We start from the raw sequence: 11,374 nt of genomic DNA, 5'->3' as shown, positions 1-11,374 counted from the left end.
CTGTTTTGGAGCGGTAGTAGCAGCAATAGTACTTGCATCTCCATTTATTGGAGTTTCCACAGTATTTGTAGGAGAATATGCTGCAGTTTTCTTAAGTTTAACTATATTATCTTTTTATTTTGCATCTGATGCAGTAGTGAGGATTACAAAAAAACCGTACCCCATTTTACTGGGTAATTTTATGCTTTTTGTTGGTTTCTATTTTTTAGCGTCTGCAATAGTCATTCCAAATATAAGTACAGTTTTACAATCCCCAATGAGCCCCATGGATGTTCCATCTGTGGAAAACCTGATTTATGCCATATTATTTGTGATAATACTGGCATTTGCAGGATTTTATTTAACAAAAAGGAAAAGTAATTTAATACAATAAAAAAGGTGATATAATGGTAGCAATTCCTGGAAGTGACATGTTAGGCGCGGCTTTACACGTAATAGCGCAAAGTCTTATTATACCTGTTATTATAGGGCTTTTATCCTTTATGGTTTATGCGATAATCAATTTTGGAGGCTTAATCTCAGAATATTCAGGCAGAATCAAATTCGATGTTGGTAAAGTTGAAAAAATTATTAAGGATATTTCTAATTCAGGTACTCCTGAAAATATAATGGAAGTGGTGGAAAAAAGTGATCTGCCACAAAATCACAAAGAAATACTCATAAAACTTGCTGGATCGCCAGAATTGGGATTTAAATCCCGAGAAGCATTTGCAAGAAAGTTAATCGAGAATGAGGAACTTAAAATTGCTAAAAGTCTTGAAAAAACTGATGTTGTTACAAGGCTTGGTCCAACACTTGGATTAATGGGTACATTGATACCAATGGGGCCAGGTTTAGCTGCTTTAGGTGGAGGAGATATTAATGGCCTGGCTCAAGCCATAATTATTGCATTTGACACTACTGTTGTTGGATTAGCTGCAGGAGGTATAGCATACGTTATTTCGAAGGTTAGAAAAAGATGGTATGAAGACAATCTCACTACACTTGAAACAATATCAGAATCAGTACTGGAGGTTTTAGACAATGCTTCGAAGACAAAAGCGCCGATTACTCAATAGGGAAGATGAAGATCCAATGGCAGGTTCGGCTAACCTTGTAGATGCTATGCTTGTACTATCAGTTGGATTTCTAATATTTCTGGTTGTATCGTGGAACATGCAAAGCGTAGTTTTTAGCAATGCTTCTCCCGAAGAGAAAAAACAGACAATGGAAGCAATGCAAAAAGCAGCGGAAATTCAACAGGGAAACCAGATAAACGAAACCCCTCAAAGTCAATCTGGTCAGGGACAGGGTTATGTCCAGATGGGAACGGTTTACAAAGATCCTAAAACAGGTAAATTGATTATGGTTGAAGGATGATCTTTTTATGTTTTTCAATCTTAAAATAAAGAAAATATGAATTTAGTTGTAATTCGGCTATTAATATTTTTAATTTCATAATTATTTTTCATTATTCATTTTTTTTAAGTGTATATTTTTATTACATTTAACCTTTAAAATTTGGATTTAGTAATAAGTTTTTAATACTTTTAATTATAAAAAACATGTATTGGTAATACCAAAGGAAACCTTTATATGACATAAATCTAAACCCATATATTAAGATTAAAGGGTTATAAGGCTTATTAAAATGAGTATTATCTTTTACCCTTAATAATGGGGTTTAGTAATACTATATAAATAGTTATTGACCCGTATATAAAAATTGAAGGAGGATTCAAAGAATGCATATACCAGATGGTTTAATTCCATTTCCACAGTATCTAATATATTATGCTATCTCAATAATAGCAATATTCTTCGCTCTACGATGGGCAAGAAATAATCTTGATGAGAGGGCTATTCCATTGTTAGCAGTACTATCTGCAGGTATTTTTGCTATACAAGCCATGAATATTCCAATTCCATTTGGGACAAGCGGACATATGATGGGTGCGGCGTTAGTGGCCATTATATTGGGCAGTCCATGGGCGGCAGTTCTGGTTTTATCTATTGTATTGATACTTCAGGGATTAATATATGGAGACGGTGGAGTGACCGCTTTAGGCGTGAATATATTTAACATGGGAGTTGTAGGAGGATTTGTTGGATTCTACACATATACCTCACTTAAAAACGTTAATGGGAAATTTGCTGTATTTGCTGCAGCATGGGCATCAATATTTATAGCTGCAATAGCTGCTGCATTAGAACTGGCAATAGCAGGTGCTTTCCCGCTTGATTTAGGTCTTTTTTACATGGGAGGATTCCATGCCATAATTGGACTTATTGAAGGTGCAATAACTGTGGTTGTAGTTCTGGCTATACAAAATGTCAGACCAGATCTATTCTCTCTGGAAAAGAAATCAAGCGAGGTGACATCTAAATGAGTCCTAAAAACAAAAAATTTGTACTAGGTGGGATTGTAGTTGCTTTAGTAATAGCTATTCTTGCACCTTTTTTAGCTTCTTCAAACCCAGACGGTCTCGACAGTACCATGGAAAAAGTGATGTCTAATCCGGAAACAGAGCCGGCATTTGAGTCACCTTTACCGGATTACACCATACCTGTCCTTGGTGAAGATAATCCATTGGGCGGCGTAATATCTATGGTTATAGGAACTTTACTGGTACTTGGGATTGCATATGGTCTCGGCATAATCCTTAAAAATAAAAATAAAGAGGAAAATACATAAAATTTTCCTCATTTCTTTATTGTCAATCAAATTAGGAGAAAATAATGGTGAATATTTCAAATATTGAAATGGAATCGGGCAAAACAAGTATTTTACATTCTTTAGATGGTAGAATAAAAATTATTTCAAGTTTGCTAATTATTGTATATGCTGTATACACTACCAATTTAGTTATATTATCTTTAATGGAGATTTATCTTTTAATATTAATTTTAATGTCTCATATCTCTTTAAGTTATGCCCTTAAAAGAATTGCCTTAATTTTGCCTTTTGGAGGAGCTATTGCATTATTCCAACTTTTTATAAGGGGAGGAACTGTAATTTATGATCTACCTTTTGGAATAGAGATTACACAACAGGGTTTGGACTTCGGATTACTTCTTTTACTTAGAATTATTGTCTGTATAACTGCAGTTGTACTTCTTTCATCTATTACTCCAATGCAGGATCTTATTAATTCTGCACGTAAACTTGGTGTACCCAGAGAATTTTCCATGCTTCTTAGTTTAACTTTGAGATATCTTTTCTTCTTCTATGATGAACTCAAAAGAATCCGTAATGCTCAAAAAACAAGATGCTTTGATATAAGGAATAAAAAAACCGCTTATATGTGGAGATTAAGAAAAGTAGGTGAAACTATTGGTATGATGTTCCTGCGTTCCTATGAACAGGGTGAAAAAGTCTATTTCAGCATGTTAAGTAGAGGTTATTCGGATAGTTCTAATTTATATGCTGAAAATAAGAAATTAAACATTAAAGATTTTACTTTTATAGGAATTACATTATCTGTAATTATAGGGTTGGAAATCAGTCGTTATTTTTCAATTATTTAGAAATTAGAAGAAATAAAAATTAGAAAGGAATTAAAAAATTCCTAAATTTTTTTAGATTATACCTGCGGTTCAAGTCTTTTAATCATAAATGCCATGAACCCAACAACCATAGGGAAAAGGAAAAGGTACAAGATTAAAAGTACTATTGGTGGGAAAATTGGCCCCATAACAGTCGTTGCTGCAATTAACATGATCATGAGAATTACAGGTCCGAGTATAGCAACGAACATGTATATCATAGTAAATGAATTTAACTTTTGAGTGTAATCTTTTAGCTTCATCCTCAGTTCATAGGCTGTATCTTCTGCGATGACATTTAATGTTCGCGATAGATCTCCACCGCTTGACAATGTTCTGGTTATCTGGTAAACTGCTCTTTTAAGTCCGTCGGAATCTATACGTTCGCTCATGTCCATTAAAGCGTTTTCTGTGGTTTCACCATATTTAATTTCTTCAAGGGTTCTTGCAAATTCTTCTGAAAGAGGACCATACCCTGATAAAGCCACTGATCTCATACTTTCATGAAGACCAAGTCCTGCACGAAGTTCAGTTGCCATCTGTCTTAGGGCAAAGGGCAATTCTCTTGATGCTTCTGATGATTTCCTTCCACTTTGTAGTTTAGGCAGGAAAACAATGAATGCAGCCATTCCAATTACCAGAATTCCAATTACAAGCCCCATTATTATTGGAAGGCCTAAAATAGTTACGGTAATTAAAACTAAAACAAAAGCTATAAGACCCATCCCTATAATTAATTTAGGGTCCAGACTTTCTTTTTCCTCTTCTTTAAGTAATTCTTCAAGGGCTGCTTTTTGATATACATCTCTTTTGGATTTTTCTTCATCGGTTTTCCCTGATCTTTCGTATTTTTTATCAATAAGCTCCTTGAACATCTGGATTTCATCTTTATCCATCTTCATCCGTTCTATAACGCGGGGAGAAGTTTTTTTAGCCGTTATACCTCCAGATCTTCTTAGGGGTCTAATATTACCTAATTTATTAACAGGACCCAGTTTATTTTTTATATCCATTTCATTCAGTTTATTTACTGGTGCCTGTACTCCGCCACCAACTTTTTTGCTCGAATCCACCGTAATATTGCCTATTCTGTTGAAGACTTTTTTCAGGCCCTCAAAAGCCATTTTATCACCACATCATGATGTATTATTATAATATCTTTTCTAAAACTTCATCTGGATCTTTATAATAATTATGAATCCATTCCCCAACTTCTCCGATTGTTCTAATGTTATTATCAGCCATGTACTCCAGTACTAATCTTCTTTTTTCAATTTCTTCTTCAATTTCTGTTATACTTATTCCCCGGAGTTCAGCCATTTCTCTTAAAGTTTGACTTGCAATTCCAACGTATTCAACTTTGTCAACAACGTTATTCCATTCAAACACTCTGTTTAACTGTACATTGCCTTCTTCCATACCCACAACTTCTGCAACTTCAGTCACTCTCCTTAAAGAACCTCCTTCAGGTCGATACATCCTGTTTTGCATTATTATGAAATCTAAAGCAGGTATCATTATGTTTGGAACGTTCATTGGAGGATTTACAAGTCTTGTAATGGTTTCTCTTGCAGTATTGGAGTGAAGGGTACCGAATCCAGAGTGCCCGGTATTTAACGCCGTAAAAAGAGTTATTGCCTCAGCTCCCCTTACTTCACCTACAATCACACGATCAGGTCTCTGTCTGAGTGAGTTTTTCACAAGTGTGTCCATATCAAGTTCACCCTTCCCTTCAATGTTAGGGGGTCGAGTTTCCATACGTAATACATGTTCGTGAGGAATTTGAAGCTCTAATGTATCTTCAATAGTAATTATTCTTTCACGTGGAGGTGTAAAGGAAGATACTGTGTTTAGAGTTGTGGTTTTACCAGAACCTGTACCTCCTGCTATAATAGCATTACATGGTTTGACTCCGAGTCCATCCACACAAACCCATAAAAATCCTGCTAAATGGGATGAAAGGGTTTTAAAATTAATTAAATCGATAACAGTTAGTGGATCTTTTCTAAATTTCCTTATAGTCAGACTAGGGCCGTCTGCAGAGATTGGGGGGATTGTTGCATTTACCCTTGAACCATCATCTAATCTTGCATCAAGTATGGGTGTCTGCTGGTCTATCCTACGGTTAACCTGTCTTGCAATCACATCAATAATGGCTTTAACATCATTATCATTTTTAAAAACTATATTTGTCTGCATCATCCCTATTTTTCGGTGATAAACAAATACAGATTTTTCATTTCCAATCACCATTATTTCTTCAAGGTCATCGTCTTTGATCAGTGGATCGAGTTCGCCATAACCTAACATTTCCTGAGCTATTTGTGATGCGAGTTTTTCTGTATCTCGAACACCTCTGGTCCGGAGGAATTCTTTTACTTCCTTAATAAATGAACCTTCATCAACTCTGAATTTTTCGCCTTGTGAAACAGCAACTTCAACAAGTTTTTCACGGATTTCATTAAGTAACTGACGTTCTCTATCAGTAAATTTAGGAACATTAACATTATAAAAAGGTATTAATCCATCTTCGATTATTTCAGCTGATATTCGCGATGTCATTTTTTTGATTTTTTTAGGACGCCTCGCCGGTTTGCTAACTACCTTTTCTATGGCGGGTTCTTCCATTATTTTGTCTAATTTGAATGGTTCATCATCCTCAAAAAATAAAGGGTCTTTTGAACGTTCAATATTTTCTTCAACGTCCCTTGGTCTGTAATCAGGCTCTCTAATTGATTCTTCTACTGGAATTTGTTTTTCATCCTCTTTTTCATCGGAATTATCTATAGATCCAAATTCTCCTAAAAGATCCTTGAGTATTTCCTTTCGTTTATCTTTCATGTGCCTCACGACTACCAAATGAATTATATATATTTATATTAAACATCCAATATTTAAGCATATGGAAATAAAGTGCATGTGTGGAAGTGAATGCATTAATCATACTTCACAGATTCTTAAAAATATAGAGTTATTTTACAGACCATGTGATGAATGCAAAACAATTTATTTTAAAAAATTTTTCCCTTTAACTTCTCAAATACATCTTGATAAAATAGACAACACTTTTGGAAGTTGTAAATGTGGTAAAAGACATTTAGATGTTGTAATTGCCCATATATTGAAGATAATGATTGAAGAAGGGATAAAAGACGAAAAATCTACATTAAGAAATGCATGTGTGCCTTTAATAACTCCTGCTTATCCAACAAGTTCCGTTCCATTCTTATCTCCTGATTCTCTGGTGATATTATCAGATGATGTAGACAAAAAATGTTCTGAAAGAATTGTAAATGAAGTTAAAGAGGTTAAAGGAGTTTTAAAGGGGAATTTAAATGATACTGTGGGAATGAAAGATTCCGAATCCAGCCCCCAAGTATATGAACTTCTTGCTGGATGTGACATGAGGTGTGACATTGTGCAGACTCCCTTTGGATCAATAGGAATCCATAAATACCAGGGAAAAATCCATATAGAGTTTCCAAAGGTTAAATCTCCTAAAATAGAAATACTTAAAAACGTTTTAAAAGACTTTAATGAACCTTCAGTCCTTGATTGTACATGTGGACCTGGAACTTTGGGAATTGCATGTTTAAAGGCAGGAGCAAAAAAAGTTGTTTTTAATGATATCTGGCCTCCTGCAATTGAAATGACCATAATCAATTTAGAAGCTAATGATTTCCCAGTCAAACTTTCAGGCAATAAAGAAGGATTAATAGCATCTGGCGACAGATTTGAAGTTTACTGTATGGATATAAAGGAATTGACAGAGTTTTTAGACGAAAAATTTGATATATGTCTTGTTGATGTATTTCCTGGCGTTGATTCAAATGAATTTGTAGAAATTGTCAGTAACTTAGCTAAAAATGTTGTTGTAATTTAATTTCTAATTTTATTTGGATTTAAGAATAAAAAACCTGTAAAAATATAAATTTAAAGACATATAATCTTATTTTTAAATTTGATAGGTTTAAATTAGAACAAAGTAATATTCAATCGCATATTATTAACTATATTTATGATTAATAAAGAAAAAAGATATATTAAAAGACAAAGATAATCCAAATGGTGATATATTTGAAGAAGGGGATTATTTTAATTTTAGGGATTCTGGCCGTAATCGTTATGGCATCGGGGTGTACTGATTCTGGAACAACAAATAAAACATATTCAAAAAATGGTGTTTCTTTCACCTATCCTGGTGATTGGAGCGAACTGGATAAAAGTGACTTCCAGAACAGTGGAAGCAATGTACTCGTTGCAGTAGGAGATAAGGATAAATCAACATTTGCTTTGGCAACTGTAACCATTGGGTCAAATCAGAGATTGGCCACCACAAAAGAATGGGCTGCATCTTATAAATCAGGCATGTTAAGTAACGGATATACTTTTATATCTGAAAAATCACGGACTGTTGATGGTCAAAATGGATACGAAGTTGTAATGCAAAAATCAGGAATTTATACTTCAAATACATATTTTGCAAAGGATGGTACTCCATATTTAGCAGCTTTTGCATCCACAAGCAATGATGAGCAAACTGTTAATATGATATTGAATAGTCTTAAAGTTCCTTAAAAACTCTTATTTTTTTCTTTTTTTTAATATTACAATAATTAATACATCATTTATTCAAATGTTACTAAATGCTATAAAGGAGATAAAATGAGCTTAGAATGGGGAGGAATACTGTTCGATGGTCCATATCCAATTAAAAGATGGGAACCGTTATCCAATCCCGGTATTTATGCCATCATGAAAAAGCCCGATGCATATAATAAGCCGTACACATACCATATTCTGTATTTTGGCCAATCAAACAATCTATCTGAACTAATATCATATAAATCCCACCCAAAATACAAATGCTGGATTAAAGAGGCTGGTTCAAGAAATAATACTTATATTGGGGCCCATTTGATGCCTAATTCCAGATCTGGAAAGAGAGGAGAGATTTTAGGGGCTCTTATAAAGACTTTTATGCCGGTATGCAATAATTCTGCGTAATATTTTTTTTTAAAACATACCATAATAAATCACAATCGCAGGAAGAATCAAAACTCCCATCAAATTCGATTTGTTCACTCCAACATAATGAGGAAGTAATCCAAGTGAAATTGATGTAATATATGCAATAATCATAAACAGGATATTAAAACGATAATATAATGTAAATCCAAACACCAGGATGCTCATAAATGTAATTACAATCCATGTAAGCTTTTTATAATTTACCTGTTCAATTGAATTGCTGACAATATCTCCTAATTTTAAACATAAGAATAAGGATAAAGAAACTGCAGTTAATGCTGTAAACACAAAAAATATCAGATGAGCAAAATCAAAATTCTCTAAGATGTTATTAATGTAAACTGCAATTCCGCTCCTTGGATTTCCAATTAAAAATATTAACACAAGGGAAAACAGGGTATCAGATGTATTAACTCCGCTGATTGCAACAAGAAAACCTTCTCTGTTGCTTTCTGAATCTCCACCACCGCTTAACTCCTGTGCAATTATACTTCCCTGAGCTGGGCCGAGGCCGGGTAAAAAGCCGAGGATAGTGCCTGCAATTCCGCCTGCAAAAATTCCCCTTAGGATACTATTACTTATTTTGAAATTATGAAATCTATTTTGAGTAGGAACAAATGAAGTTTCAGAAAGGCTGTAGAGTAATGTACTGACCCCAAATAGACCGGTAAAAATACAGAGGAGGGAAACATTTGAGGATATGGGGGTGTTCAGCATGGTATAACCCATTATTCCTGAAAGTAGAAATAAGGCCAATGACCATAAAACTGATTTAAAGTCCTTGTTTAGCCGTATAAACATATAAATGACAATTATTATAAGTAATATCCATATATATGGCTTAATGGGGCCATATACTGGTGGTAAAATCATCATAAATACTGGCAGAAGAAGTGCAGTTATTATAACCGCACCAAATCCTCCAATTGCTGCTAATCGAACTGCTTCTCTTCCCCTTCCTTGAAGTACAAGTTGATGCCCGGGTAAGATGGATAGGACTGTACCTTCTTCAGGAACTCCAAGGAAAATTGAAGGTATAAATTCAAGGAGTGCATGTGAGATCGCCATTGAAATAAGAAATACACAGAGGATTTCCGGTGAATAAATGGTTAATAAAAATGTTGAAGATGCAAAAATAAACGCTCCAACAGTATTTACATGGATTCCGGGTATTAATCCGGTTATTGTACCGCATAAAACTCCGATTATGCACGCTAAGATAAGATCAATGATTTTTACCACCCCTATTATTAATGTTATTATTAACTAATGTAGTGTCAGTATTATAACATAATATTACTTTAATTCTTTCCAATTTAAACTTATGGCTTTAAAAATTGTTTAATCAGTGAATACCCACTATGGGATGTTAGAATTCTTTTTTTAATTTCTTAGCTAAATCATTGAATATCCGGTCTATTAGATAATTTATCAGCACAAAAATTAATACAAATCCAATAAAATTATGGTAATATCCATTTGCTTAAATTTTCTTGAAAGCCTTTAAAAAGAACAAACTGTCCAAATAGTAAACAAATAGACAATATAAAAATAACTTCAGAACCCATAGTAATATTTTATATTAAATAATTATTAAATAATTATCCTAAATTTTTTTTTAATCTGGACATATTGGATGGATTAAATCTTAATGATTAACTGTGCTTTATACATAAGCATAGCAAGAAGCTGTGAACACAGGAACCAGGGCCACAGGGAGTTAAATACAGCATGCTACACAAAACTAAACCTCTTAAAGTAAAAAGAAAAAGTAAAAAATTGATTTTAGTTAGAACTAAAGAAAAATAATAAAATAAAAAAAATTTAAGACTACATCAGTCTTCTTACATCAGTAACTTCCACAGTATTGACGCCTTCAATTTTAGCGAAGCTTTCTTCGGCTGGTTCTGTTCCACCTTCAGCGTCGCCAACAACAACCATTACATTGAGAGCTACAAGGCCAAATGCAATTGGTTCTTCTTCTATTTTATGAAATTCAGTACCTTCAGGAATAGATGCTATAATTTCTTCTTTCATTTTTTCTAAATCAACTTCAGGGCTTTCAGGCATTAATTTTATTGTTGCTACTACATCTCCCATTCTATCACCGTATTTAAATTGTTAAATAATAATCAGATATTTTATACATCAATAAATAATATCTCTAATTAAATTTTTTTGTTTAAGTTGAGAAAATCTAAGCATACAAATCTTTTGAAAATTGAAAATTTTCGATGCATAGAAAAATGCGTAGCATTTTTCTCCAGCTATGATTTGTTGCCCCAAAATTCTTGGAATTTTGAGGGTTTTTCCAACCTAAAAAATCTTTGATTTTTTAAGGACCATTAAATCCGCATTTACATGTGTAAAGATGACCAAAGGTTCTGCATTTCTGGCATCTGTAAATTATTTCGTCACATTCAGGACACTGGAATTTTACGCAAGTCTCTACAGGTGATATTTCTTGTTTACATGATGTACATTCTATTTTATCCATTTAATTTCCTCCAAATATTTCATATTTGGGTTCAGGAAAAACGAAGTTTTCCTTCAACCTCCAAATTTTTCAAAATTTTCTTTTTTTTGAACCGACAAAAACTCTGTTTTTGTCAGTTTTAATTCACGGTTCGGAAAATCTTTGATTTTTCTGATGTCAAATCAAAGCTTGCGATACTTTGTTTCGCGCATGAGAAACTGCGTTTCTCTGCCCCGAACACTTCGTGTTCGAAGGCTCCAAAACCTAGGGTTTTGAGAGATTTGAAGAATTTTCCTTCCCTTCAATAAACGTGTATTTAGAACTCTTACCTTCAATTATAGA

Annotated in this window: 15 protein-coding genes; 10 read left to right on the top strand and 5 right to left on the bottom strand. The window is 33.7% G+C overall.

Translation table 11 applies throughout. The annotated features are described in order from the left end of the window. The 6 genes from QMD61_10970 to cbiQ form a co-directional block, all read left to right on the top strand. The coding region (locus QMD61_10970; GenBank protein MDI6725156.1) for a DUF2162 family putative transporter at positions 1-373 on the top strand (373 nt) is incomplete at its 5' end. Positions 374-386: 13 nt separating this feature from the next. Beyond that, positions 387-1,058, top strand: a complete 672-nt coding sequence (locus QMD61_10965) for a MotA/TolQ/ExbB proton channel family protein (protein MDI6725155.1) — start codon at positions 387-389, stop codon at positions 1,056-1,058. Further along, positions 1,024-1,359, top strand: coding sequence for a DUF2149 domain-containing protein (locus tag QMD61_10960; GenBank protein ID MDI6725154.1), 336 nt, complete (start codon positions 1,024-1,026; stop codon positions 1,357-1,359). Before QMD61_10965 ends, QMD61_10960 begins: the two co-directional genes overlap by 35 nt. 365 nt (positions 1,360-1,724) lie before the next feature. Beyond that, positions 1,725-2,369 carry a cobalt transporter CbiM gene (cbiM, locus tag QMD61_10955; GenBank protein ID MDI6725153.1) on the top strand — a complete coding sequence of 215 codons (645 nt, stop codon included), beginning with the start codon at positions 1,725-1,727 and terminating at the stop codon, positions 2,367-2,369. After that, on the top strand, positions 2,366-2,674 hold the full coding sequence (locus tag QMD61_10950; GenBank protein ID MDI6725152.1) for a PDGLE domain-containing protein: 309 nt from the start codon (positions 2,366-2,368) through the stop codon (positions 2,672-2,674). Before cbiM ends, QMD61_10950 begins: the two co-directional genes overlap by 4 nt. A gap of 44 nt (positions 2,675-2,718) precedes the next feature. Then, positions 2,719-3,507, top strand: a complete 789-nt coding sequence (cbiQ, locus tag QMD61_10945) for a cobalt ECF transporter T component CbiQ (GenBank protein ID MDI6725151.1) — start codon at positions 2,719-2,721, stop codon at positions 3,505-3,507. A 56-nt stretch (positions 3,508-3,563) separates the two neighbouring features. On the opposite strand, the gene QMD61_10940 is transcribed toward cbiQ, so the two are convergent. Together QMD61_10940 and QMD61_10935 are read right to left on the bottom strand one after the other, a co-directional pair. Beyond that, positions 3,564-4,649 carry a type II secretion system F family protein gene (locus tag QMD61_10940; protein ID MDI6725150.1) on the bottom strand — a complete coding sequence of 362 codons (1,086 nt, stop codon included), beginning with the start codon at positions 4,647-4,649 and terminating at the stop codon, positions 3,564-3,566. A gap of 25 nt (positions 4,650-4,674) precedes the next feature. Beyond that, positions 4,675-6,366 carry a CpaF family protein gene (locus QMD61_10935; protein MDI6725149.1) on the bottom strand — a complete coding sequence of 564 codons (1,692 nt, stop codon included), beginning with the start codon at positions 6,364-6,366 and terminating at the stop codon, positions 4,675-4,677. A 76-nt stretch (positions 6,367-6,442) separates the two neighbouring features. Between QMD61_10935 and QMD61_10930 the strand changes: the two genes are divergently transcribed. The 3 genes from QMD61_10930 to QMD61_10920 all read left to right on the top strand — a co-directional run bounded on the left by QMD61_10930 (position 6,443) and on the right by QMD61_10920 (position 8,532). Then, positions 6,443-7,408, top strand: a complete 966-nt coding sequence (locus QMD61_10930) for a 50S ribosomal protein L11 methyltransferase (GenBank protein ID MDI6725148.1) — start codon at positions 6,443-6,445, stop codon at positions 7,406-7,408. Positions 7,409-7,602: 194 nt separating this feature from the next. Continuing rightward, a complete protein-coding gene (locus QMD61_10925; GenBank protein MDI6725147.1) occupies positions 7,603-8,103 on the top strand; it encodes a PsbP-related protein in 501 nt (166 codons plus the stop codon). A gap of 87 nt (positions 8,104-8,190) precedes the next feature. Then, positions 8,191-8,532: a hypothetical protein gene (locus QMD61_10920; GenBank protein MDI6725146.1), complete on the top strand. Its 342-nt coding sequence runs from the start codon at positions 8,191-8,193 to the stop codon at positions 8,530-8,532. Between the two features lie 9 nt (positions 8,533-8,541). Here the strand turns inward: QMD61_10920 and QMD61_10915 are convergent, their stop codons facing one another. After that, entirely contained in the window at positions 8,542-9,741 is a 1,200-nt protein-coding gene (locus QMD61_10915; protein ID MDI6725145.1) for a tripartite tricarboxylate transporter permease, read from the bottom strand. Between QMD61_10915 and QMD61_10910 the strand changes: the two genes are divergently transcribed. Further along, positions 9,662-9,826, top strand: a complete 165-nt coding sequence (locus QMD61_10910) for a hypothetical protein (GenBank protein ID MDI6725144.1) — start codon at positions 9,662-9,664, stop codon at positions 9,824-9,826. The genes QMD61_10915 and QMD61_10910 overlap by 80 nt on opposite strands. A gap of 560 nt (positions 9,827-10,386) precedes the next feature. On the opposite strand, the gene QMD61_10905 is transcribed toward QMD61_10910, so the two are convergent. Then, on the bottom strand, positions 10,387-10,656 hold the full coding sequence (locus tag QMD61_10905) for an elongation factor 1-beta (protein MDI6725143.1): 270 nt from the start codon (positions 10,654-10,656) through the stop codon (positions 10,387-10,389). Between the two features lie 235 nt (positions 10,657-10,891). Next, entirely contained in the window at positions 10,892-11,053 is a 162-nt protein-coding gene (locus tag QMD61_10900) for a zinc finger domain-containing protein (GenBank protein ID MDI6725142.1), read from the bottom strand. Positions 11,054-11,374 lie beyond the last annotated feature (321 nt).

Source organism: Methanobacterium sp. (genome assembly GCA_030017655.1).
GTDB lineage: Archaea > Methanobacteriota > Methanobacteria > Methanobacteriales > Methanobacteriaceae > Methanobacterium_D.
The sequence above is the reverse complement of the archived record's forward strand: the minus strand, read 5'-3'. Positions and strand labels throughout refer to the sequence as shown.

Coding starts and splice junctions, on each gene's coding strand:
- QMD61_10900 (MDI6725142.1), bottom strand. CDS start 11,053: ATGGATAAAATAGAATGTACATCATGTAAACAAGAAATATCACCTGTA.
- cbiQ (MDI6725151.1), top strand. CDS start 2,719: ATGGTGAATATTTCAAATATTGAAATGGAATCGGGCAAAACAAGTATT.
- QMD61_10960 (MDI6725154.1), top strand. CDS start 1,024: ATGCTTCGAAGACAAAAGCGCCGATTACTCAATAGGGAAGATGAAGAT.
- cbiM (MDI6725153.1), top strand. CDS start 1,725: ATGCATATACCAGATGGTTTAATTCCATTTCCACAGTATCTAATATAT.
- QMD61_10905 (MDI6725143.1), bottom strand. CDS start 10,656: ATGGGAGATGTAGTAGCAACAATAAAATTAATGCCTGAAAGCCCTGAA.
- QMD61_10940 (MDI6725150.1), bottom strand. CDS start 4,649: ATGGCTTTTGAGGGCCTGAAAAAAGTCTTCAACAGAATAGGCAATATT.
- QMD61_10950 (MDI6725152.1), top strand. CDS start 2,366: ATGAGTCCTAAAAACAAAAAATTTGTACTAGGTGGGATTGTAGTTGCT.
- QMD61_10920 (MDI6725146.1), top strand. CDS start 8,191: ATGAGCTTAGAATGGGGAGGAATACTGTTCGATGGTCCATATCCAATT.
- QMD61_10930 (MDI6725148.1), top strand. CDS start 6,443: ATGTGTGGAAGTGAATGCATTAATCATACTTCACAGATTCTTAAAAAT.
- QMD61_10965 (MDI6725155.1), top strand. CDS start 387: ATGGTAGCAATTCCTGGAAGTGACATGTTAGGCGCGGCTTTACACGTA.
- QMD61_10910 (MDI6725144.1), top strand. CDS start 9,662: ATGGTTAATAAAAATGTTGAAGATGCAAAAATAAACGCTCCAACAGTA.
- QMD61_10935 (MDI6725149.1), bottom strand. CDS start 6,366: ATGAAAGATAAACGAAAGGAAATACTCAAGGATCTTTTAGGAGAATTT.